Source organism: Azospirillum mesophilum, from assembly GCF_053470405.2.
On the sequence record NZ_JBPXMQ020000048.1, the window covers coordinates 19,070 to 44,187 of the forward strand.

Sequence of the window (25,118 nt, forward strand, 5' to 3'; positions counted from 1 at the left end):
GGTCGCGGCGGCGCTTACTTGATGTACAGGACCATGGCGTCGCGAACCCTGGTCAGGGAGTTACCCACTTCGGTGCCGATGGTGCTGACCGTGGCGACGACGGCGGCGGTGATCAGGCCGATCCAGACCGCCGTTTCGACGAGCTGGGTGCCGCGCTCGTCACGGGCGAAACGGCCGAAGGAGGTACGGATATTGTTCAGGATCTTGTTCATGTCTTCTATCCTCTGTATTCGAATGGATTTCGGTTTGGATCGGTGAGGGCTCCGTCGCTCTCACACCCAAACTTTATTTTGGATAATCTTGCGGCGCGACATCGCGAAGGAATTGTTCCGGAATTCAAACGGTACACCCCATCGACTCCGCCGCGCTAAAACGGGCGCTGGGATGGGTGCGGGGGCTAATCCTTCGATGCGGAAGGATTGACCCGCCCCGCACCGAATGGTGCAACTTGCTTAAAATGTCGAAGGAATTTGGCCGATCGGCGCTTCGTTTCAGCCGGACGGGGTGCCCGCCCAGTGTTATTTGGCCGGTGTTACCCGCCCGCCGGAACGGCGACCAGACGCCCGTCCACGAGGTGGAAGCGCTGGCCCGCCGTGGCGGCAAGGCCGGTGTCGTGGGTGACCACCGCGACCGTCCGGCCGGCGCGGGCAAGGCCGTGCAGGATCTCGAACACCGCGGCGGCGTTGCGGGTGTCGAGCGCGCCGGTCGGCTCGTCCGCCAGGATGAAGGGCGGGTCGTTGGCGAGCGCCCGCGCGATGGCCGTGCGCTGGCGTTGGCCGCCGGACAGCTGGGCCGGCAGCTTGTCCGCCTGCTCGGCCATGCCCAGGCTGTCGAGGATTTCCAGCGCGCGGGCGCGCATGGCGCCGGAGGGCAGGGCGGCCAGCTCCCGCATGGGCACCAGCACGTTGTCCAGCACGGTGAATTCCGGCAGCAGGAAGTGGAACTGGAAGACGAAGCCGAACCGCTCCAGCCGCAGCCGGTCGCGCGTGGCGGAGTCCAGCGCCGCCGTGGGCACGCCGTCCACCAGCACGTCGCCGGAGGTCGGCCGGTCGAGCAGGCCCAGCAGGTAGAGCAGCGACGACTTGCCCGACCCCGACGGCCCGGTGATCGCCGCCAGCGAGCCCGGCCGGATCGACAGGCTTACGCCATCCACCAGCACCGTCGGCACCGGCCCCGGCAGCACGCGGACCAAGTCCACGGCCTCCAGTCCTCCAGTCGTGACGACGGCGTCCATCAGGCGGCCCCGCGGATGATCGCCAGCGGGTCGACGCGGGCGGCGCGGCTGGCCGGCAGCCATGCGGCCAGGGTCGCGGTTGCCATGGCGATGCCCCCGGCGATGGCGAAGCTGACGAGGGAGGTGTCCACCCGCAGGGTCTGGGTCGTGTCGGTCGCACCCGGCGCCGGGATCATGCGCAGCCCCTCCGCCATGGCGAAGCCGACCAGCCAGCCGATCAGCATGCCGACCGCGCCGACCACCATCCCCTCCACGATGAAGATCCGGGTCACGGTGGAAGGCGGCATGCCGACGGAGCGTAGGATGGCGATGTCCCGCGCCTTTTCCAGCACCACCGTGGAGATGATGTTGAAGATGCCGAAGCCGGCCACCACCAGGATCGCGCCGGTGGTCATGTAGATGATGAAGTTCTGCAGGCGGAAGACGGACAGGACGCGGCTGTTCGTCTCCTCCCACGGGGCGGTCTTGTAGCCGAAACGGCGCTCCAGCGCCTCCGCCACGGGAATGGAGCGGGCAACCTCGGCCAGCCGGATGCGGATCTCGTTGATGACGCGGGGGCGCCCCTGGATGGCCTGCTGCTTGGCGAGCTGTATGTAGGCCTGCCCGTTGTCCAGCGTCTCGATCCCGGTCTTGAACAGCCCGACCACGCGCAGCCGCGCCGACCCGCCGGTGGGGCCGACCAGCAGAACCGTGTCGCCAAGGCCCACGGCCAGCTTGGCGGAGAGCCCGCTGCCGAGGATCACCCCGTCGGTGGCGCTCTCCAGCGCGTCGAGCGTGCCGGCCACCATCTCGCCGGCGAGCTGGGTCGCCTTCGCCTCCCGCTCCGGCCGGATGCCGAGGACGGTGACGCCGTAGTCGCGCCCGGCTCGCCGCAGCAGCCCCTGGCCGTGCAGCGCGGGTGCCGCCTCCAGCCCCGGCATGGCTTGCAGGGCGTCCAGGATGGCCTGGGCGTTGGCGATGCCGCGCACCGGGTCGCGCGCGACCACCCGCTTCAGGTCCAGCGCGGCCTGCGGCTCCAGCACCTCCAGCGGCTGGGCGGGGGGCGAGCGGTATTCGTCGGTGATCAGGATGTGCGGGGTGGATTCGACGATCTGCACCAGGAAATAGCTCTGGAACCCGTGCATCATGCCGGAAATGGCGATGAAGAAGCCCACCCCCAGCGCCACCCCCAGGATCGACACCGCGCTCTGCCGCCGCCGCGCGCGCAGGTGGGCGATGGCGATGGAGATCGGCAGGGGGAGCACGGAAAAGGGGATCATGGCCGCACCCGGACGCGGTCTCCCTCGGCCAAGCCGGCGGTGGGGGCGGCCAGCAGCCGGTCGTCCGGACCGACCCCGTCGGTGATCTCGACCCGCGCCGGCCCCTCCGCCCCGATGGTCACCGGGACGCGGTGCAGCCGGTCGCCCTCCACCCGCCAGACATAGGGCTGGCCGGGCCGGCCGCCGCGCGGAGCCTCGCGCTGCACGGCCCCGGCCGGGACCAGCAGGGCGTCGCGCCGCTCCGCCACGATCACGTTCACGTCCAGCGTCATGCCGATGTAGAGCGGCGTCCCCGGCGGCAGGGTCGCCTCGATGCGGTAGGTGCGGGTCTGGCTGTCGCTCTCCGCCCGGATGTTGGTCACCTCGGCCTGGAAGACGTTGCCGGGGAAGGCCTCCGCCCGCGCGGCGATGCGGGAGCCGAGGTGGACGCGGGGGATGTCGCGCTCGTCCACATCGGCGGCGATGCGCAGCCGCGTGGGATCGGCCAGCGTGAAGAGCACGGCGTTGGCCGCGACGCTCTCGCCCGGTTCCACCTGCCGGCGCAGCACCACCCCGTCGATGGGGGCGGTCACCACGAGATCTTCAAGCTGCCGGCGGGCCAGCGCCAGCTCGGCCTCCGCCTGCTGGCGTTCGGCCTGGACCTTGTCGCGCGCCTCCACGGTGGAGACGCCGCGGGAGAACAGGGCCTCCGCCCGCGCCGCCTCGGCACGGGCCAGCCGCGCCCGCGCCTCGATGTTCTGCACGCGCTGCTCCAGCTGGCGGGGGTCGAGCGTCGCCAAGCGCTGCCCGGCCCGCACGCGGGCGCCGTCGTCCACCAGCACCGTTTCGACCCGGCCGCCGACCGGCGGGCCGACGCGGACGGTGTTCAGCGATTCCACGGTCCCTGTGGCGTAGACCGCCTCGATGGCCGGGCCGCGCTCCACACTGGCCACGGTCACCAGCGGCGGCTTCTGCGCCCACCAGAGGATCGCCCCGGCGGCGACGGCCAGGACCACCAGCGCCAGCAGCCACGGCTGGTGCGACCGCTTGGGGCCGGTGGGGAGCGGCGCCCGCTCCGGCAGCGTTTGCCTTGCCAACGGGACGGGCAGGCCCGCCCCGCCCGCCTGCGGACGGGCGGGCGCGTCCGGCGTCGGGATCTCCGGTTCCGGAAGTTCCGGGGCCGGGGAGCGCGAGGCGGTTTCGTCGGGCTTCGTCATCGTCCTGTTCCACCCCCTGGGGAGAACCCGCCCAGGATACCCCATCCCCGCGCCACCGTATGCACGGATCTCGCGAGTACGGTAAGTGGCTGATCTAAAATAGAAAGCCCCTCTCCCTTGAGGGGCGCGCCGCCGGAGGACGCCGAAGGCGTTCGCAGGCAAGCGTGGGTGGGGTGAGGGTGGCGCCGGCCGGAGGCTGGCCAGCATTCTTCCCGCCCTACCGGGCGGTAACGACCCCTCATCCCAACCCTTCTCCCCGCTCTCGGCGGCCACAGGCCGCCTGTCGCCGTCAGCGCAAACTTCGTTTGCGCGTGAGGCCAAGGGGAGAAGGGCTTTTTGCATGCACCGCCTTACTGTGCCGCAACATGTATGCATACCGTAGGAGGCGCAAACGGGCCGGCTGTCCGTTCCCCATTGACCGATAAAAAAGCTCAACTACTCTAAAGCGTAACGGGTGGACGCAGGGGAGGGGACCGGGTGGACGAGATCCGGACCGACGATATCAACGACCAGGGCCAGGGCCTCTTGTCACGTTTCCAGGCCATGCTGGACACCGTGCCGGACGGTGTCGTCATCATCGACGCCCGTGGGCGCATCCAGACCTTCAACCCGGCCTGCGAGCGCCTGTTCGGCTGGACGGCGGACGAGGTGATCGGCCGCAACGTCTCCATGCTGATGCCCAACCCCTACCGGGACGAGCATGACGGCTACCTCGACCGCTACCAGCGCACGGGGGAGCGGCGCATCATCGGCATCGGCCGCGAGGTGATGGGGATGCGCAAGGACGGCAGCACCTTCCCCATGGACCTGTCGGTGGGGGAGGCGGGTCAGGACGGCCCCCCCGTCTACATCGGCATCATCCGCGACATCACCGAACGCAAGCAGGCCGAGACCGCGCTGCGCGAGCGGGAGGCGCGGCTGACCTCCATCCTGGAGACGGTGCCGGAAGCGATCATCGTGATCGACGACCGGGGCCGGATCGAATCCTTCAGCCCGGCGGCCGAGCGGCTGTTCGGCTACGCCGCCGCCGAGGTGATCGGGCGCAACGTCTCCATGCTGATGCCCTCCCCCTACCGGGAGGAGCATGACGCCTACCTGCACCGCTACCTGGACACGGGCAAGCGCCGGATCATCGGCATCGGCCGCGTCGTCTCCGGCCAGCGCCGCGACGGGTCGGTCTTCCCCATGGAGCTGGCGGTGGGCGAGGTGAACCTCGCCGGCCAGCGCCGCTTCACCGGCTTCATCCGCGACCTGACGGAGCGGCAGGCGACCGAGAAGCGGCTTCAGGAGCTGCAGGCGGAGCTGCTGCACGTCAGCCGGGTCAGCGCCATGGGCCAGATGGCCTCCACCCTCGCGCACGAGCTGAACCAGCCGCTGACCGCCGTCATCAACTACGCCAAGGCGGTGAAGCGCATCCTCGACCGGCCGGACGGGACGGAGAAGGCCAAAGAGACGATGGACAAGGCCGTCGCCCAGGCCGCCCGCGCCGGCCAGATCATCCGCCGCCTGCGCAACTTCATCGAAAAGGGCCAGACCGAACGCACGGCCGAGGACATCAACAAGGTGGTCGAAGAGGCGAGCGCGCTGGCGCTGGTCGGGGCGAAGGAGAGCGGCGTGCAGGTCCGCTTCGACCTGGCCGCCGACAACCCGCCGGTGACGATCGACAAGATCCAGATCCAGCAAGTGATCCTCAACCTGATCCGCAACGCCATCGAAGCGATGGCCGGCGGGGAGCGGCGCGACCTGATGCTGGTCACCATGCCCGAGCCCGGCGACGGGGGCCTGATGCGCGTCTGCGTCTGCGATTCCGGGCCGGGGCTGGCCGAGCCGGTCATGGCCCAACTGTTCCAGCCCTTCGTCACCACGAAGGAAAAGGGCATGGGCCTCGGCCTGTCGATCTGCCGCTCCATCATCGAGGCGCATGGCGGGCGCCTGTGGGTGGAACGCGCCACGGGCGGCGCCATCTTCGCCTTCACCGTGCCGGTCGCCGGAGCCGACGATGAGCCCTGACGCACCCTATCCCGACTTAACCGTCTTCATCGTCGACGACGACGAGGCGGTGCGCGATTCCGTGGCCGTGCTGCTGGAGAGCGCCGACTTCCGGGTGGAGTGCTTCGCCAGCCCCATGGCCTTCCTGGGCTCCGACGCGCCGTCGCGGCGCGGCTGCCTGCTGGTGGACGTGCGGATGCCGCAGATGAGCGGGCTCGACCTTCAGGAGCGGCTGGCGCAGGAAGGCCGGTGCCTGCCGGTGATCGTCATGACCGGCCACGCCGACGTGCCCTTGGCCGTGCGCGCCATGAAGGCCGGCGCCGTGGACTTCGTGGAGAAGCCCTTCGAGGAGCAGGCGCTGATCGACAGCGTGCGCTCCGCCCTGCGACGGGTGGGGGACGGCGCGCCTGCACTCGCGGCTGCTCCGGCCCCGGCGGCCCCGACCCCCGCCGTGCCGCCGGAGATCCAGGAGCGGCTGGCGGCCCTGACCCCGCGCGAGCGCGACGTGCTGCAATGGCTGGTGCAGGGCAAATCCAACAAGGTCATCGCCTACGAGCTGTCGATCAGCCCCCGCACCGTCGAAATCCACCGCGCCCGCGTGATGGAGAAGATGCGGGCCGACAGCCTGCCCACCCTGGTCCGCATGGCCATCGCCGCCGGCGTCGGTCCGCGTGAGGGCTGATGGGCGGGCGGAGACGGCGGATGATCTGAATCAAAAGCGCGCCCGATACGCAGAAGTCCGTATTTCGGGGCGGATGCCCGGCTTCTATGTTCGGTACAGACGTCACGGGATGGCGTCTTGTTCGTGCACAGGAACGCTGGAGGCAGCCGTGGCCCAACCGGGAGAAGGGATCGTCTACATCGTCGACGACGATGAGCCGGTCCGCGACTCGATGAAGGCGCTGCTGGAGGCGTGCTCCTTCGAGGTGCGCGACTATGCCTCCTGCGGCAGCTTCATCGAACAGTTCGACGGCAAGCCCAAGGGCTGCCTGGTCCTTGATCTGCACCTGCCGGTCATGAGTGGCCTGGAGTTCATCGAGCGCTACGGCCCCGAACTGCACGGCATGCCGGTCATCATGGTGTCCGGCCGGGGCGACCCGGCAACCGTCTCCCGCGCCAAGGAAGCCGGCGTGACGGCCTTCCTGGAGAAGCCCTTCGAGGAAGACCAACTCCTCGACATGGTGCAAAGCCTCCTGCCCTCAGCGGCGTGAGAGCGAGCTTTGCTGTGCGCTGAGCGCACAGCGTTCATTGTGCACCGTTGGGCGGATTGTGCAGCGCGCGGGTGATGCACAATGGCGTCCGCGCGGCGTTTTCCCTGTCTTATCAATGGCTTGGCACCATTCGTACGTAGACGGTCGTTGTGCATCCGATGCACAACGATGTGTGTACGTATGAAATCGCGACAGGGCGCAATTTGGCCGTTGATGGCCGAAGCGTAGCGAAATCCCAAGAACGAAGCAAGAATCCTTTCCCCTCTCCCCTCCGGGGAGAGGGGTAGGGTGAGGGGGTTGCGCTTTTGCCGGACGTGCCAGGGAGGCGGGACCCCCTCACCGGCCCCTTTAACCCTCTCCCCAGAGGGGAGAGGGTTAAAGGGGCCGGGTGTGAGGGCTATTTCAGCATGCGGTATAGGTAATCTTACGTAGGGGAAGCCCCTTAGGTAAAAGACCGAACTGCACAGGGCGGGGGGCGGTGAGTACTTTCGGTTCATCAGGCGGCCAGCCGGACAAACCAGCCGGACAGCGGGGCCGCGGATCAAAAACAGCCGAGGGTTATCGTCATGTCCGTCCAGACCGTCGTCGCCGCCCAGCCGAACCGCTCCCTGCCGGGCTATCTGGCCGCGACGATCCCGTCGCCGACCGTGACGACCCTGCCCAAGGCCGCCCCGCGCACCGCCGATCCGCTCGCCACCATCGGCCACACCAAGGTGCTGGACCGCGAACAGGCGATCTTCCAGGAAGGCGACGCCGCCGACGCCATCTTCCGCGTCATCGACGGCGTGATCCGCCTGTACAAAATGCTGCCCGACGGCCGACGCCAGATCATCGGCTTCCTGCAGGCCGGCGACATGATCGGGCTGGCCTTCGCCGAGCGCTACCTCTACTCGGCCGAGACGGTGACGGCGGTCAGCCTGCAACGCATCCCGCGCAGCCAGCTCGACGCGCTGATGGATGCCCAGCCCTCGCTGGCCCGCCGCATGCTGTCGCTGACCACGTCGGAGCTGGTGGCCGCGCAGGACCAGATGGTGCTGCTGGGCCGCAAGACCGCGCTGGAAAAGCTGGCGTCCTTCCTGCTGGCGCTGGCCGGCCGCAGCGGCAAGAGCCTGATCGCGGTGCCGATGAGCCGCGGCGACATTGCCGACTATCTGGGCCTGACGACCGAGACGGTGTCGCGCGGCTTCACCAAGCTGAAGACCGCCGGGATGATCCGCCTGCACGACAACGGCAAGGTCGAACTGCTCGACCGCGACGCCATCGCCGGACTGGCGGAGTGCGCGTGAGAAGCAGGGTGATGGCTGGCACCCCGCCATTTTTTGGCGTCACCCCCGCGAAGGCGGGGGTCCAGGAAACTCCGCACCTACGTGCTTGATCGGGCTGGATCCCCGCCTTCGCGGGAATGACGATGAAAAAGTGCTGTTTCGTCCGCTTTGGGCCGGCTCTGGCGCCAGAACCGGCCCTGGATGCGTTTTCCCGGAACCCCAACGATCAATTAAAACCCAGGTGGCGCGGCAGCCAGAGGGCGAGGTCGGGCCAGACCACCACGGCGGCCAGCGTCAGGAACAGGGTGAAGATCAGCCACATCACCCATGGCACCGTGCTTTCGATGGAACAGCCGGTCAGCCGGCAGGTCACCATCAGGTTGACGGCCATCGGCGGCGTGAACTGGCCGATGGCGATCTTCAGCGTCAGCAGGACGCCGAACCACACCAGATCCCAGTGGTAGGTCTCCGCGATGGGGATCAGCAGCGGCAGCAGGATGATGAAGGTCGACACGCCGTCCAGGAAGGTGCCAATGATGATCAGCATGATCATCAGCAGCGCCATCACCCCGTATTCGCCGATGCCCAGGTTCACGATGCCCTTGGCGATGGGGTCGATGATGGACAGGGTGCTCATCGCCCAGCCGAACACGCTGGCGAGCGCCACCACCGACAGGATGATGGCGGAGATCTCCGCCGCCTCGACCATCATGTCGTAGAGGTCGCGCAGCTTCACCGTGCGGTAGACCACCATGCCCAGCAGCAGGCCGTAGACCACGGCGACCACCGCCGCCTCAGTCGGGGTGAAGAAGCCGAAGCGCAGGCCGCCCAGGATCAGCACCTTCGCGAACAGGCCGAGGAAGGCGTCCTTGAAGCTGCCCCAGAAGGGCGGGCGGGCCTCCTTCGCGTGCTCCCGCCCCAGGTCGTGGCGGATGGCCAGCCACAGGGTCGGCAGGATCAGCGCAAGACCCGCCAGCGTGCCGGGGATGATGCCGGCGGCGAACATGGCGGTGACCGGCGCGCTGGGCACCAGCACGCTGTAGATGATCAGCGCCACCGAGGGCGGGATCAGGATGTCCGTGGCCGCGGCGGCGGCGATCACGCCGGCGATGTAGGGGCGGGGATAGCCGGCGCGGATCATACTGGGACCCATGACGCCGCAGACCGCCGCCGCGATGGCCGGGCCGGAGCCGGAAATGCCGCCCATCATCATCGCCACGATCACCGCGATCACCGCCAGCGAGCCGCGCCCGTGGCCGATGATGGCGGTGGCGAAGCGCACCAGCTTCTGCGCCACGCCCGACCGGTCGAAGATGGTGCCCGCCAGCACGAACATGGGGATGGTCAGCAGCGGGTACTTGGCGATGCCCGAATAGACGTTGGTGGGCACCGACAGGATGCCCAGATGGGCCATGCCGATGGTCGCCGTGCCCGCAAGCCCCAGCGCCACCGCGATGGGCACCCCCAGCAGCAGCATGACGCCGAAGGCGCCGAACAGCATCGCGGTGATCATGCCGGCTCACCCCGCGCGATGCGCAGCAGGCGCCCGAACGCCCGCAAGGTCACCACCACCGACAGCAGCGGCAGCCAGATCGTGTAGAGCCACTGGTCCACGCCGAGCGCTGGCGACGTCACCTCGAACCGGTAGTCGTCCCAGGCCATCTGGCCGCCGTAGACGGTCAGGATGCCGAACATCACGATCATGCAGAGCATGGCAAACAGCTCCGCCCCCCGGCGCAGGCGTGGCGGCAGCTTGTCCGCGAGGAAGGTGATGCGCATGTGGCGATCCTTCACCACGGCGACCGAGGCGCCGAGCAGCGTCAGGATGACCATGAGCGCGATGGAGTATTCCTCGGTGAAGGCCAGCGAAATGTCGGTGAAGTAGCGCGCCAGCACGTTGGCGAAGGTGATCAAGGCGATCACCGCCATCACCGCGGCGGCCAGAAATTCCTCAATCCGAATGGGGACTCGGGTCCTTGCCGTCGGCGCCGGGGCGGTTGGGTCTCGTTCTGCACTCATTGGCCACATCCTGCTGAAGGGTGGGCAATGATTCTGACGGCCCCGGCCGGTTGCAAGCAATTTTCTTTAATGTCTGGGTTGACCCCGCTATCCCTCGTCCAGCCCGAAATGGGCGCGGACGGCGTGGCAGGCCTGGCTGCCGGCCGTGAATTCCCGGCAGACCAGGGGGCGGTCGTCGTAGACGCGGCAGTAGACGGAGGTGCCGATGGTGCCGGCCAGCGCCACGCAACGGTCGCCGTCGCAGCGCATGCGGCCGTCCTCGGTCATGTAGGCCGGGATGTCCTCCCCGTCGCGGTCGCCGATGAAGGTCGGCCATTCCCAGGAATAGGAGCAGCAGGCCCCGCAGGATTCGCAGTCGGGCACGGTGTCGTCGTCGATCATCCGCCATGCTACCGCCTTTCCGGCGGCGGGCGTTAGGATTCAGACTCGCGCGGCGAGGAGGCGTCGGGCTTCCTCCCCGTAACCGAGCAGGCGGGCGACGCTGGCGTGGCGGTCGCCCACCGCGTCGAAGCGTTGGCGGGACAGGGTGGACTGGCGGGCGCGCAGGTCCGGGTCGGCGAACAGGGCGGCGGCGCGCTCGATGAAGGCGGCGGTGTCGGGCACGGGAATGGCCTCCCCCGCGACGCTCGCCACATCGCCCCAGGGCAGCGTGACCACGGGCAGCCCTTCCGCCAGCGCGTAGGCGCCGCCGCCGCCGCCGCCCTGGCGCGGCGGGTTGAGGAAGGCGTGGCAGCGCCGGTAGAAGGCGCGGATGTCCGCCACATGGCCGAGGCTGCGCATGCGGGCTCCGTGGCGGGCGCCGTGGTGGGCAGAGGACAGGCGGGCGGGCAGCTGCTCGACCGAACCGGCGAAGGCGACGAGGGCGCCGGGGCAGCGGTCGAGGATGGCGTCCAGCGTGGCCAGGAACTCCGGCGTCACCTCCTGGTCCAGGCGGGTGCCGACCACGGCGAAGACGAAGGGGGCCTCGCCCAGGCCGAAGTCTCCGGTCTCGTCCGACGTTTCCGGCAGCGAGTAGCCGAAGTTGAAGGGCCGGAAGCGCCGCGCGAAGGGCGCGCGGTAGAGCGCCGGCAGATGGTCGGTGTAGTTGCGCTCGTCGAAGCCCAGCAGGATGTGGGCCAGCGAGATGGTGACGCTGGAGGTGGTCGGGATGCACAGCACCGGGCGCGCGTCGGCCTTGGCGAACAGGTCGGCCACGATGGTGGAGCCGCCGAAGGAGACGATCAGGTCCGGGTCGTAGCCGTCGATGGCCGCGACGATCGACCCGAGCTTCGCCGCCGAGAAGGCCGGGTCGGCGAAGGAGGCCACCCGGACCCGCCGGTCGCCCATCCACAGCACCTGAACGCCGTCGTATTCCTCCATGGACTGGCCGAGGAAGGGCGGGATGAACAGGTTGCCGACCCGGGAGGGCAGCGTGTTGGCGTTGATGATCGCCACCTCCAGCCCGCAATCGTCCTGAAGGCGCGCGGCGTAGTCGAAACAGTCGCGCGAGGGCTGGTGCCGGTCGTTTAGGAACTGGTTGGCGACCAGCGCCACCCGGCGGATCGGCCCGTCGCGCGGGACGCGGCGCGGCGGCGTCAGGTTCCAGCACCGGGCGGTCAGGCGGACCAGCTCCTCATAAAAGCGGTACAGGTCGCAGGCGCTGAAGCTGTCGGACTTCTCCGGGCGGGCGGTGCCCATGAAGATTTGCCGCGTGATGCACCAGTATGTGTAGTGCAGCAACTCCGGCCCGATGCTCTCCGCCCCCAGCAGCAGGTAGTGCAGGATGCGTTCGAGGTGGTAGAGGTCCCCGGTGATCTGGAAAAGCACGGAGTGCAGGCGCACCGTGTCGCCCGCAGGCGCTTCGCGGCGCAGCCGGTCGGCGATGGCGAGGCGCGTGTCCAGGTCCAGGTCGCGCCGGATGTCCTCGCAGAGGGCGGAGACGCGCTTCAGCGTGTCGGCGTCGAACGAACGCTCGGCCAGGAAGCCCTTCAGGGCGGCGGTCTGCGCGTCGACGGTGCTGGGCATGGGATCGGACCTGTCACTTTTCCTTCACGTCATAGTCCGCGCCGGTCTAGCGTTCAAGAATCGCCAGCAGTGCGGTGAGCGCGTCGTCCAGCGCGGCGCGGTCGGTCGGGCTCAGGGGGGCGAGGATGCGGTGCTCGTTCGCCACATGGGCCTCCACGGCGCGGTCGATCAGGGCGAGGCCGGCGGGGGTCAGGCGGACGAGCAGGCTGCGGGCGTCGTTCGGGTTGGGAAGCCGGTCCACCCAGCCGCTCGCCTCCAGCCGTTGCAGGCGGTGCGTCATGGTGCCGGAGGTGACCATCAGCGCGGAAAAGAGCGCCGTCGGGGCCAGGCAGTAGGGCGCGCCGGAGCGGCGCAGGGTCGCCAGCACGTCGAACTCCCAGCCGGTGAGGCCGAATTCGGCGAAGGTCTCGTCCAGGCGGCGTTGCAGCAGGGCGGCGCAGCGCTTGGCCCGGCCGATGGTGCCCATGGGGCCGGTGTCGAGGTCCGGCCGCTCCCGCCGCCATTGTTCGAGGATCGCATCGACCGCGTCGCTGCGGCGTTCCGGCTCCATGCCTATTCTCCAGTTATCTTGACATCAAGACAGTTACGCGCCAAGCTTCGGCATTATCTTGAGATCAAGGCAATTCCATGTCCAGCACACGACACCCGCCATCCTGGGCGGACATCCTGGTCACGGCGCTGGCGCCGGCGATCTGGGGGTCCACCTACATCGTGACGACGGAGCTGCTGCCGCCGGACCGGCCCTTCACGGCGGCGCTGCTGCGCTGCCTGCCGGCGGGGCTGGTGCTGGTGCTGGCATCGCGGTGCCTGCCGGGGGCGGGGCAGTGGGGGCGGTTGGCCGTGCTGTCGGCGCTGAACATCGGGGTGTTCCAGGCGCTGCTGTTCGTCGGGGCGTACCGGCTGCCGGGCGGGCTGGCGGCGGTGGTGGGGGCGATTCAGCCGTTGCTGGTGATGGCGCTGGCCTGGGCGGTGGACCGGCGCCGGCCGGTGCCGCTGGCCGTCGGGGCCGCCGCGCTGGGCGTGGCCGGCATGGCCGTGCTGCTGCTGTCGCCGGGAGCCTCCTGGGACCCGGTCGGCATCGCCGCGTCCCTTGCGGGGGCGGGCTGCATGGCGGCGGGGACCTTCCTGGCGCGGCGCTGGCGGACGGAGATGCCGGTGCTGGCCTTCACCGGGTGGCAACTGCTGGCCGGCGGGCTGATGCTGGCGCCCGTGGCGTGGCTCGCCGATCCGCCGCTGCCGGCGCTGAGCGTCACGCAGGCGCTGGGCTACGGCTACCTGTCGCTGGTCGGCGCGCTGGTGGCCTACGCGCTGTGGTTCCGTGGGGTGGCGCGTCTGCCGTCCGTGGCGGTGTCGTCGCTGGGGCTGCTGAGCCCGCTGACGGCGGTGGTGCTGGGCTGGGCGCTGCTGGGGCAGGCGATGACAGGCGCGTCGCTGGCCGGGCTGGCGATGGTGCTGGGCAGCATCCTGACGGTGCAGTGGGCGTCCGCTTAAAAGGCCCCTCTCCCTCGAGGGGAGAGGGGTTGGGGTGAGGGTGGCGCTGGCGAATGCCGGCCGGGAACTGATTTTTCCGCCCTACCGGGCGTAACGACCCCTCATCCCAACCCTTCTCCCCCAAGGGGAGAAGGGCTATTTTGCGGTTACTTGCGGTTGGCGATGGCCGTTTCGGCCGACTTCACGAGGTCGGGGCCGATCTGCTTCGTCCACTTCTCGTAGACGGCCTGGGTCGCCTTCTGGAAGGCCTTCTGCTGGTCGGGGGTCAGCTGCACGACCTCCACGCCCTGGGTGGAAATCTCCTTCAGGAGGCTGTCGTCGTCGGCCGTGATGCCCTTGCGGGCGAGCACCACCTCTTCCGCGGCGGCCTGGACGGCGGCGGCCTGGACGGCCTGCTGGTCTTCCTTGGACCAGGAGTTCCAGACCTCCTTGTTGACCACGAAGATCAGCGGGTCGGCGACGTAGCCCCACAGCGTCAGGTGCTTCTGGCCCAGCGTCGGCAGCTTGGCGAAGGTGAAGATCGCCAGCGGGTTCTCCTGCCCGTCCACGGCGCCGGTGGACAGGGCCGGCTGCGCGTCCGCCCAGCTCATCTGCGTCGGGTTGGCGCCGAGTGCCGTGAAGGTGTCGAGGTAGAGCGGCGAGCCGACGACGCGGATCTTCAGGCCCTTCAGGTCGTCCGGCGTGCGGATCGTGCGCTTGGAGTTGGAGATCTCGCGGAAGCCGTTCTCGCCCCAGGCCAGCGGCACCACGTCCTTGGTCGCCAGCAGGTCGAACAGCTTCTTGCCCACGTCGCCCTTGACCAGCGCGTCCATGGCCTTGTGATCGGGCATCAGGAAGGGCAGGGAGAAGAGGTTCAGCTCCTTCACCTGCGGCGACCAGTTGATGGTCGAGCCGACCGCCATGTCGATCACGCCCTGGCGCAGCGCGGTGAATTCCTTGGTCTGGTCGCCGTTCACCAGCGAGGAGCCGGGATACATCTTGATGGTGATGCGGCCGTTGGTCTTTTCCTTGACCAGCTCGGCCCAGCGGTCGCCGCCGACCCCCCAGGGGAACGGCTTGCCCAGCACGGTGGACAGCTTGTATTCGGCCTTGTAGTCGGCCGCGGCAGCACCCTTGGACGCCAGCGTGGCCGGCAGGACCATGGCGGCCAGCGCCAGACCGGCGAGCAGCGCCTTCATCGTCTTCATGCTTCTTTCCTCCCTGAGCCCTTGCGCGAAAGAACGGGTAAGGGAACCTACAGGGTCGCGCACGACAATTCCACGCGGAATCAAACGCCCGGTCATTGGCCCAGGGTTGCGGGAATGGCGGTGGTGCCGGTGCCGACGGTGACGGCCAGCGCGTCGAAGCCCGGCGCGCCGAAGGTGGAGGACACGTCGCCGCCGAAGCCGTAGGGCTCGGTCGGGATGCCCAGCATGTTGCGGTTCAGCGTCCCGTCGCCGTTGCCGTCCTGATAGACGGCGACGGCGTAGCGGCCGGGCGGCAGGTCCACGAAGACCGCCGTGACCTCCCCCTTCAGCGGCGGCAGCTCCTGCCCGGCGAAGCGGCGGTTGGCCTGAAGGCCGGCGGCGCTGTCGTAGACGCCGACCATAACCGCGCCCCGCTGCGGCGTCACGTTGCGGACGAGGACGCGCAGTTCCCCGGCGGACGCGTTGCCAGCGGCAAGGATGATGGCGAGCAGCGTCGCCCCGATTGCAGACTTCATCGTACGTTTCCCCCATTTCACGATGCGGAACGCCGATGGTGGTGCCGTACGTGTGGCCGTACGTTCCAGCGCGCCTGCGCGGGTCGCGGCGCGGCCTTCGTGAACGGCGGGGAGCGGCGCTTGGCGAAGCGTGAACGGCGGGTGGGTCAGAACTGGCCCTGGAAGGCGGCCATCTGCTCCGGGCTCGGGGCGTGGTTCAGGCGCACGCGCACGATCTCCCAGCGGCCCGCCGCGCCGGGGGAGCCGTCCGGGGAGCTATCGTCGCAGGGGCGGCGGTCCAGCACGTCGAAGGACAGGCTGGACAGCCCGTCGCCCGTGGGGATCCGCCCCTGCGACCACATCCGCTGGAAGACCTGCTGGTTGACCAGCGAGATGGGCGAGGGCGTGGCGTCGGGGTTGAAGCCGTCGTTGTCGTGGTCGAGCGGCTTGAAGCGGCCCTTGCGGCGCCCGGTCGGGATCTTGCGGGCGCGGATGCGCAGGGAGAAGTCGAAGTCCTCGTACCCCCAGCCCCAGAAGGCGTTGGAATAGCCGTCGATCTGGCGGAAAATCGTGTTGGGCATCAGCAGCGCGCCGCCCATGGTGCTGTCCAGGTTGGTCGTCACCGTCATGGCCGACCGGCCGGGGGCCACCGGGCGCCGCTCCGCCCCGTACCACAGGATGGGGGTCGGCTCTTCGGCCCAGGAATAGTCGGCGTTCATCGGCAGGTAGTCGACGTCGTGCAGGCAGGTGTAGCCGCTCCACGCCTCGCCCAGGACGAAGCCGACGTTCTTGATGGCGCCCCGGTTGAAGGGAAGCCCCGCCTCCTGCTCCACGATGGTGACGCGGTAGTCGATGGGCGTGTCGAGCCGCGCGAAGAAGGCGCTGACCCAGGGGACGAACTGCCGCAGGTGGCTTTCCCGGTCGCGGTAGGGCACGACGATGTGAAGCCGCCGGTCGCTGCTGTCCGTCATCCGTCCTTCGTCCTTTTCCTTCAGTCCGCCGGAATGTCGATGGCGCGCGGAGCACCGCCCGCGCGGTGGATGTCCCACATGGCCCGGTACGCGGCCTCAAGGTGCCGCGTGAAGCGGGGCGTGTCAAACAGCGGGGCGGTGGTGCGCGCCGCCGCCAGACGGTCCCGAAGCGCGCCGAGGCGCGCCGGGTCGCGGGCGAGCGCCAGCGCCGTGGCCTCGTAGTGTGCGGGCGTCTCCGTCACCAGCTCGGGCAGGTCCAGCGCGTGCAGCAGGCTGGCCGCCACGCGGCCGGCGAAGGTGGCGCCCCGGCAGGTCAGCACCGGCAGCCCGGCCCACAGCGCGTCGCTGGCCGTGGTGTGGGCGTTGTAGGGCAGCGTGTCGAGGAACAGGTCGGCCAGCCGGTGCCGCGCCAGATGGTCCGGCAACGGGCGGGGCGGGGCGAAGACGAGGCGGTCGGGCGCGAGGCCGCGCGCCTCGCCCTCGCGGCGGAGGTTGCCGGCGACCAGCGCGGTGGGGGCGTAGAGCCACAGCACGCTGCCGGGCACCGCCCGGAGAAGACGCGCCCACAGATCGAACTGGGCGGGCGTCAGCTTGTAGGGGCTGTTGAAGCAGCAGAAGACGAAGCCCTCCGCCGGCAGGCCGCAGTCCGCGCGCGACGGGGTGCGCTCCGCGATGGCGCGGCGGCGGTCGTTGGGCTGGTAGCAGTGGGGCAGGCGGACCACCGCCTCGCTGTACAGCGTCTCCTCGCCGGGCGGGATCACCACCGGGTCGGCGAGGACATAGTCGATGTAGGGGGCGCCCATGGTGCCGGGATAGCCCAGCCAGTTGACCTGCACCGGCGCCGGGCGGGCGGCCAGGATCGGCGTGCGCGCGAAGGCCGTGTAGCCCTTCAGGTCCACCAGGATGTCGATGCCGTCGGCGGCGATCATCTGGGCCGCGTCGGCGTCCGAACGACCGCGCAGGTCCACGAAGCGCTCCACCGCGTTGACGAGGCGGCGGCGCATGGGGCTGCCGTCGTCGATGCCCGTGGAATAGGCGGTGACGGCGAAGCGGGCGCGGTCGTGCTGCTCCAACTGCTCGGCCATCAGGTAGGCCGTGGCGTGCTCGTGGAAGTCCGCCGACAGATAGCCGATGCGGAGGCGGCCATCCCGGATCTGGCTATCTGTGGGGGCGGCGGGCACCGTGCCCACGGGCGGCACGCCCCAGCCTTTCAGCCGCGCCCAGCGCCCGGCGGCAAGGCGCTGGTCGGCCAGGGTCGATTCCCCCGCCAGCAGGCAGAAGGGCGGCACGCCCTCGGCGCCCGCGCGCACGCGCTCCACCAGACGGTGCTCCAGCGCCGGCAGGTCGCGCCAGTCGCAGGCGTGCTTCTGCTGCTGCACGAGGTGGGCGAGCGCCGCGTCATGGCCGGGGGCGAGGCGCAGGACGTGGCGGTAGGCGGCGATGGAGGGGGCTGTCTGTTCCGCGAGCGTCGCCGCCGCGCCCAGCTCCAGGGACAGGTGCGGCTCGCCGGGGGCGAGGGCGACGGCGCGGCGCAGGGCCTCCGCACCGGCGTCGGGGCGGAAGGCGTCCATCAGCGCCAGCCCGGCCGAGCGCCATGCCTCGGCATCGAGCGGGTGGCGGGCGATCAGGGCGCGCAAAACGGCCAGCGCGCCGTCCGTGTCGCGCTGGCCGCGTAGGGCCTGGGCGAGGTTGATCTCCGCCACCGGGAAATCGGGTTGGAGGGCGAGCAGCGCGCGGTACTCGGCCACCGCCTCGGCCAGCCGTCCGGCCTCCGACAGGGCGTTGGCGAGGTTGTTGCGGGCGCCGGGATCGGACGGGGCCAGCCGGACGGCCCGCGCGTTGGCGCACAACGCCTCGTCCCAGCGCGCCGCCGCGTGGGCCGCGTTGCCCAGCGCCAGCCAGGCCTGCGCGTCCGCCGGGTCGAGCACCGCCATGCGGCGCGCCGCCGCCGTGGCCTCCGCCAGTCGGCCGGTCACCTGGAACAGGCAGGCGAGGTTGTAGCAGGCTGAGGCGTGTTCGGCGTCCAGGCCGATGGCCTTGCGGTGCGCGGCCTCCGCCTCCGCCGGCTGTCCGGCTTGCTGGAGAGCGGTGCCAAGGTTGTTCCAGGCGCCCGCGTCGGCGGGGCTCAGCCGCGCGGCCTCCCGGTGCGCCGCGACCGCTTCGGCGAAGCGCCCCTGCGCCTGGAGGGTGAGCCCCAGATTGTCGTGGACCGGCCCCAGGTCGGGCCGCGCCGCCAGCACCGCGCGGTAGTGGGCTTCCGCCTCCGCCGCCCGGCCCTGCATGTGGTGGGCGAGCGCCAGCCCGTAGCGGGCGTCGATGGAGTCGGGGGCCAGCCGGAGCGCCGCGCCGTAGACGGTGACGGCGCCCTGCCAATGCGAGATCGCGGCCAGCACCGCGCCGAAGTCGAGAGCAACGTCCAGATCCTTGCGGATCGCCAGCGACTTCTGGAACAGCGCCGCCGCCTCCCCCGGCCGGCCGAGCCGATGGACGACGAGGCCCAGCCGGTGCAGCAGAACCGGATTCTCCGGGTCGGCCTGCAGAGCCTTTCGGCAGACCCCTTCCGCCTCCGCCAGCCGCCCCGCGTTTTCCAGCGCAACGGCCTGCGCGACGGCGTCCATGCGTCGGTGATCCTTGGTGGTAGGGTGTTGGCGGGCCGCAGATTGCCACAGCGGCGGGGCGGTTGGAAAGGCGAGGGCGGCCTTCCGCCAGGGCAATCGCATTTGGAGAAGACGTTCCTTTTCTATTACACTCGTCATCCCCGCGAAGGCGGGGATCCAGAAAACTTCGCACATAAGTGGCTGAAAAGGCTGGATCCCCGCCTTCGCGGGGATGACGGTGATCCTATGAATGGAAATCAGTCTCCATATGCGATTGCCCTGGGCCTTCCGCAACCGCCCTACGCGCGCCAGCGCGTGTGTTCGAGGATGCGCGGGATTTCCGGCGGGCGGCGGCCGTCGCCCCATTGCGAGATGTCCGCGATGGTCGACACCCCGGCGCGGCGGGCGAGCAGGCTGAGGATGCTCTGGTCGTGCCGGTGGTCGCGGAACTCCGGATAGTTGGGCAGGCCGCAGGTGTTGGGCGCGTCGGTGATCAGCCGGGCGTCCTCGGCCAGACGCAGCCATTCCGCGGCGAAGGCCACCGTGTCCGGCGTGCGCTCGATCACGAGGAAGCTGGCGAGGATCTGCGGCGCGTCGGTGTATTCCGGCCGGTCCAGACCCATGACGTGGAAGCAGTCGCGCTTCGTCCAGACGCGGTTGCGGTGTTCGTCCTGCAACGTGAACAGCAGGATCGGCAGGTCGCGGCGCTGCCGGCACCGTTCGATCACCGGGTCGGCGCTGTGCACGAAATGGGCGCCGCTGTCGCTGTAGAAGAGGATATCACCGTCCTTCAGGTGCTGGTGCAGCACGCCCCAGACGAAATAGGGCTTCCACAGCCAATAGCCCGCCCCGCGCGGCTGGTCGAGGATGTGGCGGTTGCGGGCGGCAAAGTGCGTGTCGGCCTCCAGATGCGCGCGCCCCAGCATCGCCACGGAATCGAATCCGCCGACCTCCAGCCCGGTCCTGGCGTTGTGCTTCTGCGCCGTCGTGAAGGCGCCGTCGGCGTAGTTCAGCAGCAGCCGCGTCATGTGCCGTCATCTCCCCGCTAAAGGCGGCTTTCGATCCACTCGGTCAGGCGGTAGGCGTCGAAGTGGAAGTCCTCCGTGCCCAGGAAGGGCGCGGTGCCCCGGTAGCCGCACCACGCGTCGTAGTCGCCGTCCAGCGCGAGGATGTGCTCGCAGGCCTCCTCGTCGGAGGCGAAGCGGGACAGGTCGATGAAGCTGCCGGCGGCGACGTCCCGCCGCACGTCCGGATCGCCCCAGTAGAGCGGCACGGCCCCGGCCTGGAAGACGTCCAGGATCTTCTCCGTCAGGTAGCCGGGGTGGCTCGAATTCTCGAAGGCGAAGGCGAAGCGGTAGCGCGAGAAGACGCGGATCTTGGGCAGCCAGCCCATCTTCACCACGCTGCCGGTGTTGTTCAGGTGCCAGCCGACGGAATCCACGCCGCGCCGCGCGCTCAGCGCGTGGAAGAAGGCGTTGCGCCGTTCCCCGTTCGGGTTCTTGTAGAGGAAGGCGCAGAACTTGCGGTTCGCGAAGGCCTCCCGCGTCGGCGGGGCCGGGGGCAGGACGGGGTGGCAGAAATGGTCCGTCGCCCCCTCCCGCATGTGGGCGTAGGCGTGCACGACATAGAGCGGCAGGCGGAAATGCCGGGGGTCGTCGATGCGGTCGAAGGACACCGCCATGTCCACGGCGTCCAGCGGCGGCCGGATATTCTCCCCCGTGAAGAACAGTGACCGGCGGGTGCGCGCGCTGCGGTGCCGGTCGCCGAAGACCGAGAGGATGGCGAGGTCGCTGCCGTCCTCGACCACCGTCACGTCGAACCGGGCGGACAGGATGTCGATGAAGAAATTGTCGGCCGCGTCGAAGTCCGGCCAGAAATCGTGGAAGGCGACGGTCAGCCGGGGCTTGCCCCCGACCTTGAAGCCCTGCGGGCCGTAGAGCAGGAACCGGTCGAGATGCACGGGATCACGGCTGGGCGAGGCGAGGAAATCCGCCAGGAACGCGCTTGTCCGCCGATCGATCATCGCACCATCCGCCGTTGCTCGCCCCGTCCGCTATGCACAGATCACGCTGGGACGGTAAGTGGCTGATTTGGCTCTTGAAAGCCCCTCTCCCTTGAGGGGAGAGGGGTTGGGGTGAGGGTGGCGCCGGCCTTGGCCGGCCGGTTTTATCCCGCTCTTCGAGCGGTAACGACCCCTCATCCCAACCCTTCTCCCCTCAAGGGAGAGGGGCTTTTGTGTGCGTTCAGTCACATGCCGTGCCGCAACATCCGGGCGGGCTGCACGATACGGTCGTGCCGGCGCGATTGCCAAAGGGTTTCTGGACACGAAAAAAGGGGCGGGACGCGATGTCCCACCCCCGTTTTCCGCGATGGCAACTGTTAGTGCTGCATTTCGCCCATCTGCTTGCGGCTGTCGCCGCTCTTGTCCTTGATGATGCTGTCGTCGGCGGGGCCTTCGACCTCCAGGATGCCGATCAGGCCCTTGGTGGCGCGGCTCAGCGCGTGGTCGACCAGGGCGTACTTGCCGGGATAGTCGACCTTGAATTCCACCATCGTGGCGCCGCCGGGGGCGACGGTGACGGTCTGCACGCCCTTGTTCGGCTCGCTTTCCAGGCCGCCCATGTTGTAGACGCGGTCGAAGATCTCGCCGATGACGTGGAAGGAGGAGGTCAGGTTGGGGCCGCCAACGCCGAACCAGATGCGCACGGTCTCGCCGACCTTGGCCTTCAGCGGCTTGTCCTTGGACAGGGCGCCGACCGCGCCGTTGAACACCATGTAGCTGGGCTTCTCGTTCACCAGCCCGTCATAGTCGTCCTCGGCGTTCGGGATGTTCTTGGCCTTGGTCGCGTAGACCTCCTGCTGCATCACGTAGTATTCGTGATCGACGGAGGGCAGGCCGGCTTCCGGCTCCACCACGATCAGGCCGTACATGCCCTTGGAGATGTGGTGGGCGACCATCGGCGTGGCGCAGTGGTAGACGTAGACGCCCGGCGTCAGCGCCTTGAAGGAGAATTCCTTGGTCTGGCCCGGCTCCACCTGGGTGATCTGGCCGCCGCCGAGGAAGCCGGTCGCCGCGTGGAAGTCCACGGAATGGTTCATCGTGGAGTCCTTGGCGTTGGCGATCTTCACGTCCACCGTGTCGCCGACCCGCACGCGCACCATCGGGCCGGGAATGGTGTTGTTGAAGGTCCAGTAGGTGTAGGTGGTGCCGTCGTCCAGTTTGGATTCCACCTCGGTGGTGTTCAGCGAGACCGAGACAGTCTTCGGCGCGCGCTTGCCGGCCTTTTCCTGGGGAGGAACAGAATTGGGATCCTGAACGATGCTGATCGTCGGTTCCTTGACCTTCGGTTCGGCGTACAGAGTCGTCGCGGATGCAGCACCAATGCCAGACAGTGTCAGGAGGGCGGCTGCGCTGACCGTGGCCAGGAACGTCTTGGTCTTCATGGTTCGATCCAGAGTGGATGTTTCGTCTGAACCGATCCTCGCCGATACTGCGGGTGGGGCTCTTGATGTTTGTCAAGGGTACCCCGGCAAATCGGCATTCCAGAGGTGCTACCCCGGAAATGTCACAAGAGACTCTTTTTCGGGGAAGTCGAGATAGGGCAGCCGCAGGAACTCGAACCACAGCGTGCGCGGCTCGCGCGCTGCTCGGCGCAGGTGGTCGAACACCGTGTAGGGGGCGGCCTGGTCCAGCGTCCAGGAGGCTTCCCCCCGGTCGAAGAACCGGCCGATGTACCGGCAGGTCAGGTCGAGGAAGGCGCGCCCCGTGGCGGTGGGCGCCACGCCCAGGAAGCTGGCGATGAAATCGTCGAAGGGGCCGCGCGCGCGGCGGTCGCGCATGATGGCGAGGTCCCAGCCGCGCCCCTCCCGCAGGTCGGTGTCCAGGCCGGCGGTGCAGCGGGCGTCGATGTCGGTGATGAAGACGGGCACGCCCGCGCCTTCCAGAAGCCGCCGCGCCACGAAGAAGCGGGCGCAGGCGTAGTAGGTGGTCTCGGCCCCCGGCGCGTGGGCGGCGAGGTCGATGGCCTCTGCCGACCAGGACAGGCGGCCGGGGGTGTCCGCGCTCCGGCGCTCCAGATCGGCGAGGTTGCCGTCGGTGGGGTTCACGAGATGGACGTGCAGCCGGTGCTGCGGGACGGTGGCGAGCGCGTGGGACAGGAACCAGGCGCCGAACCGCTCCCAATAGCCGGAATCGGCGCTGATCAGCAGAATGGCGCCGTTTCCGGGGAGTGGCAAAGGTGGTCCGAAGTGGCGAGCGGCGCTTTCGATGCGCGGGACGTAGCCGGTCAACTCTTTCAGGAAGGCGGGGCGGGCGTCGATCTGCCGCCACTTCGCCCGTTGGGAGTCGGCGCGGATGTCCGCCTCGCCGAAGCGGCGCAGATGGCGGCGGGCGAGGCGCGAGGCCGCCAGCAGCCGGCCCTCGCGGTAGAACCGGTGCGCGATCATCGACGCGGCGGCGGAGTCGTCCGGTACACGGCGCAGCCGGTCGCGCGCCCGCGCGGAGAGTTGGGCGAGTTGGTCGTCGTCCAGCATGCCCCGGTGGATGGCCAGCACGGCGGTGCGGAACAGCGCCGCCTCGGCCACCTCGCCGCCGCCCTGGTCGATGGAGGCCATGAACAGGTCCAGCGCGCGGCGCAGGGGGCCGGGCCATGTGGGCTCGGGACGGTCGGGGCGGGCGAATTCGGGCATGGCCCCGCTCGCCCGCAGGGTCGCCATGGCGAGGTTGCAAAGGGTCGGCCCGTCGCCGGGGCGCAGACGCGCGGCCCGGTCGTAGGCAGTGACCGCCCCATCGGCGTCGCCGGTTTCCAAACGCGCGTGGCCGAGCGTCGCCCAGGCGTCGGCGAGGGCGGGGGCGTGGGCGAGCGCCTGGGCGAGCCACGGGACGACGCGCTCCGCCCGGCCGGCGCCGACCAGCGCTCGCCCGGCGGCCACGGAAGCGGCGGCGTAGGCGGGGTCGAGCCGCAGCGCGCGGCCGTAGGAGCGCAGGGCCTCCCCGGTCTCCCCGACATCGGCGCGTGCGATGCCGCGGTTGAACCAGGGCTTGGCCTTCTGCGGGGCCAGCGCCGCCGCGCGCTCGTGATGGCGCGCCGCCCGCCGCGCGTCGCCGGTGGTGCGCAGCAGGCTGCCGAAATTGTCGTGGTAGTCGGGCGCTTCCGGGTCCAGGGCGAGGGCGGCGGCGATGAGGGGAAGGGCCTCGCCGGGGCGTCCGGCTTGGCCGTTCAGCACGCCCAGCAGGTGCAGCGCGTCGGCCTGCTGCGGGTCGGCGTCGAGGATCGCCCGATAGACGTGGGCGGCCTCGTCCAGGCGGCCGGCGCGGTGAAGGTCGAGGGCGATGGAATAGGCCTCGGACAGGCTGACCATGGGGAACTCCGTTCGGCGCCCCGCCGGGAGGAAGGGCGGCGCGCTCGGCGAGCATGGTAGCGTGGCGGGGCACGGGACGGAACACTGGGCCGTTTCGGGCTGTTGCCCCGGCGTGCTTCTGTCTGATGGCGTCGTAGCAGGACATTTTGGGATCGAATCGCGTCGACCATTGATCCGTGTCACGCCGCCCAACCCTGAGCGGGGCTAACGTTCCACAACGGAACCCACAGCAGGGCCGCAGCGCGGCGTGAAGGATCGGCATGCAGGATGAATCGAGGCGCTGGGAGGAATCCCGGCGGGAGCTGGGCATTCTCACCGCCACCGCGGTCGCCGGGGCGATCGTGTCCGGGGTCGTGATCGCCGGCTGGTGGTCGCTGGAGGCGGAAACCGCCGTCGCTGCGACGGACGTCGTCGACCAGGGGCTGCACAACCTCTCCCCGGCGGAATGCCGGTCGACCCTGTCCGCCCTGCTGTCCCAGTTCCGCAGCGATCCGCGTGTGCTGTGGGTGTGGGTGGAGCAGAGCGTGTCCGCCGGCTCTTCCCACATCACGGCGACGCTGGGCACCAGCCTGTCCTACGACTCCCCGCGCCCCTACGCCTTCCGCCCCGACGTGGCCGAAGCGCCGACCGGCGTCTGCGGGTTCGAAAACAATTCGCTGCACGCCCTGTCGCTGGGCGGTGCCGCCGGCCCGTTCCTGGAACCGCCCCCGGACCCGATGAAGGTCGCCGTCGGGCCGTAAATGGTGCATCCGCTAAATTAAGGCGACCTTTGGGAGGGCGGCGACCCCGAATTGTTTTGACGCCCGGTGGCGCCGTCGGCGCCCCCAGATAAACGGGTGC

The 25,118-nt window shown here is 69.5% G+C and carries 23 protein-coding genes; 6 read left to right on the top strand and 17 right to left on the bottom strand.

Translation table 11 applies throughout. The annotated features are described in order from the left end of the window. Positions 1-14 precede the first annotated feature (14 nt). The 4 genes from ACSVC7_RS28190 to ACSVC7_RS28205 all read right to left on the bottom strand — a co-directional run bounded on the left by ACSVC7_RS28190 (position 15) and on the right by ACSVC7_RS28205 (position 3,689). Positions 15-212 carry a Flp family type IVb pilin gene (locus ACSVC7_RS28190; protein ID WP_448207810.1) on the bottom strand — a complete coding sequence of 66 codons (198 nt, stop codon included), beginning with the start codon at positions 210-212 and terminating at the stop codon, positions 15-17. Between the two features lie 320 nt (positions 213-532). Continuing rightward, positions 533-1,234, bottom strand: a complete 702-nt coding sequence (locus ACSVC7_RS28195; protein ID WP_448207811.1) for an ABC transporter ATP-binding protein — start codon at positions 1,232-1,234, stop codon at positions 533-535. Continuing rightward, the gene (locus tag ACSVC7_RS28200) at positions 1,234-2,493 is read right to left on the bottom strand and encodes an ABC transporter permease (protein ID WP_448207812.1); all 1,260 of its coding nucleotides are present in this window, start codon (positions 2,491-2,493) and stop codon (positions 1,234-1,236) included. Before ACSVC7_RS28200 ends, ACSVC7_RS28195 begins: the two co-directional genes overlap by 1 nt. Then, positions 2,490-3,689 (bottom strand): efflux RND transporter periplasmic adaptor subunit, encoded by a 1,200-nt coding sequence (locus ACSVC7_RS28205; RefSeq protein WP_448207813.1) that lies wholly within the window; start codon positions 3,687-3,689, stop codon positions 2,490-2,492. The genes ACSVC7_RS28200 and ACSVC7_RS28205 overlap by 4 nt, the downstream gene beginning before the upstream one ends. 477 nt (positions 3,690-4,166) lie before the next feature. On the opposite strand from ACSVC7_RS28205, the gene ACSVC7_RS28210 reads away from it, so the two are divergent. From ACSVC7_RS28210 to ACSVC7_RS28225, 4 genes are all read left to right on the top strand, one after another. After that, entirely contained in the window at positions 4,167-5,699 is a 1,533-nt protein-coding gene (locus tag ACSVC7_RS28210; RefSeq protein WP_448207814.1) for a PAS domain S-box protein, read from the top strand. After that, a complete protein-coding gene (gene fixJ, locus ACSVC7_RS28215) occupies positions 5,689-6,360 on the top strand; it encodes a response regulator FixJ (RefSeq protein WP_448207815.1) in 672 nt (223 codons plus the stop codon). The genes ACSVC7_RS28210 and fixJ overlap by 11 nt, the downstream gene beginning before the upstream one ends. A gap of 148 nt (positions 6,361-6,508) precedes the next feature. Continuing rightward, positions 6,509-6,889, top strand: a complete 381-nt coding sequence (locus tag ACSVC7_RS28220) for a response regulator transcription factor (protein WP_448207816.1) — start codon at positions 6,509-6,511, stop codon at positions 6,887-6,889. 566 nt (positions 6,890-7,455) lie between these two features. Next, positions 7,456-8,175: a helix-turn-helix domain-containing protein gene (locus tag ACSVC7_RS28225; RefSeq protein WP_448207817.1), complete on the top strand. Its 720-nt coding sequence runs from the start codon at positions 7,456-7,458 to the stop codon at positions 8,173-8,175. 205 nt (positions 8,176-8,380) lie between these two features. Here ACSVC7_RS28225 and ACSVC7_RS28230 read toward each other — a convergent pair whose 3' ends face one another. The 5 genes from ACSVC7_RS28230 to ACSVC7_RS28250 form a co-directional block, all read right to left on the bottom strand. After that, positions 8,381-9,667 (bottom strand): TRAP transporter large permease, encoded by a 1,287-nt coding sequence (locus tag ACSVC7_RS28230; protein WP_448207818.1) that lies wholly within the window; start codon positions 9,665-9,667, stop codon positions 8,381-8,383. Further along, the gene (locus ACSVC7_RS28235; RefSeq protein WP_448207819.1) at positions 9,664-10,173 is read right to left on the bottom strand and encodes a TRAP transporter small permease; all 510 of its coding nucleotides are present in this window, start codon (positions 10,171-10,173) and stop codon (positions 9,664-9,666) included. The genes ACSVC7_RS28230 and ACSVC7_RS28235 overlap by 4 nt, the downstream gene beginning before the upstream one ends. An 87-nt stretch (positions 10,174-10,260) precedes the next feature. After that, positions 10,261-10,554 (bottom strand): YkgJ family cysteine cluster protein, encoded by a 294-nt coding sequence (locus ACSVC7_RS28240; RefSeq protein WP_448207820.1) that lies wholly within the window; start codon positions 10,552-10,554, stop codon positions 10,261-10,263. A 39-nt stretch (positions 10,555-10,593) separates the two neighbouring features. Next, a complete protein-coding gene (locus tag ACSVC7_RS28245) occupies positions 10,594-12,177 on the bottom strand; it encodes a glycosyltransferase (RefSeq protein ID WP_448207821.1) in 1,584 nt (527 codons plus the stop codon). A 46-nt stretch (positions 12,178-12,223) separates the two neighbouring features. Then, complete coding sequence (locus tag ACSVC7_RS28250) at positions 12,224-12,727, bottom strand: MarR family winged helix-turn-helix transcriptional regulator (protein WP_448207822.1); 504 nt, start codon at positions 12,725-12,727, stop codon at positions 12,224-12,226. 77 nt (positions 12,728-12,804) lie between these two features. On the opposite strand from ACSVC7_RS28250, the gene ACSVC7_RS28255 reads away from it, so the two are divergent. Beyond that, positions 12,805-13,668 carry an EamA family transporter gene (locus ACSVC7_RS28255; protein ID WP_448207823.1) on the top strand — a complete coding sequence of 288 codons (864 nt, stop codon included), beginning with the start codon at positions 12,805-12,807 and terminating at the stop codon, positions 13,666-13,668. 146 nt (positions 13,669-13,814) lie between these two features. Here ACSVC7_RS28255 and dctP read toward each other — a convergent pair whose 3' ends face one another. The 8 genes from dctP to ACSVC7_RS28295 all read right to left on the bottom strand — a co-directional run bounded on the left by dctP (position 13,815) and on the right by ACSVC7_RS28295 (position 24,278). Then, positions 13,815-14,855, bottom strand: a complete 1,041-nt coding sequence (dctP, locus tag ACSVC7_RS28260; RefSeq protein ID WP_448207824.1) for a TRAP transporter substrate-binding protein DctP — start codon at positions 14,853-14,855, stop codon at positions 13,815-13,817. Between the two features lie 92 nt (positions 14,856-14,947). Next, complete coding sequence (locus ACSVC7_RS28265; protein WP_448207825.1) at positions 14,948-15,370, bottom strand: DUF2141 domain-containing protein; 423 nt, start codon at positions 15,368-15,370, stop codon at positions 14,948-14,950. Between the two features lie 146 nt (positions 15,371-15,516). Beyond that, positions 15,517-16,320 carry a galactosyltransferase-related protein gene (locus ACSVC7_RS28270; RefSeq protein ID WP_448207826.1) on the bottom strand — a complete coding sequence of 268 codons (804 nt, stop codon included), beginning with the start codon at positions 16,318-16,320 and terminating at the stop codon, positions 15,517-15,519. Positions 16,321-16,340: 20 nt separating this feature from the next. Next, entirely contained in the window at positions 16,341-18,938 is a 2,598-nt protein-coding gene (locus ACSVC7_RS28275; protein ID WP_448207827.1) for a tetratricopeptide repeat protein, read from the bottom strand. 278 nt (positions 18,939-19,216) lie between these two features. Then, entirely contained in the window at positions 19,217-19,945 is a 729-nt protein-coding gene (locus tag ACSVC7_RS28280; RefSeq protein WP_448207828.1) for a hypothetical protein, read from the bottom strand. Between the two features lie 17 nt (positions 19,946-19,962). Next, the gene (locus ACSVC7_RS28285; protein ID WP_448207829.1) at positions 19,963-20,940 is read right to left on the bottom strand and encodes a glycosyltransferase family 10 domain-containing protein; all 978 of its coding nucleotides are present in this window, start codon (positions 20,938-20,940) and stop codon (positions 19,963-19,965) included. Between the two features lie 356 nt (positions 20,941-21,296). After that, positions 21,297-22,361 (bottom strand): copper-containing nitrite reductase, encoded by a 1,065-nt coding sequence (gene nirK, locus ACSVC7_RS28290; protein WP_448207830.1) that lies wholly within the window; start codon positions 22,359-22,361, stop codon positions 21,297-21,299. A gap of 108 nt (positions 22,362-22,469) precedes the next feature. Next, positions 22,470-24,278, bottom strand: coding sequence for a tetratricopeptide repeat protein (locus ACSVC7_RS28295; protein ID WP_448207831.1), 1,809 nt, complete (start codon positions 24,276-24,278; stop codon positions 22,470-22,472). A 260-nt stretch (positions 24,279-24,538) separates the two neighbouring features. Between ACSVC7_RS28295 and ACSVC7_RS28300 the strand changes: the two genes are divergently transcribed. Beyond that, the gene (locus ACSVC7_RS28300; protein WP_448207832.1) at positions 24,539-25,018 is read left to right on the top strand and encodes a hypothetical protein; all 480 of its coding nucleotides are present in this window, start codon (positions 24,539-24,541) and stop codon (positions 25,016-25,018) included. The last annotated feature ends 100 nt before the right edge of the window (positions 25,019-25,118 follow it).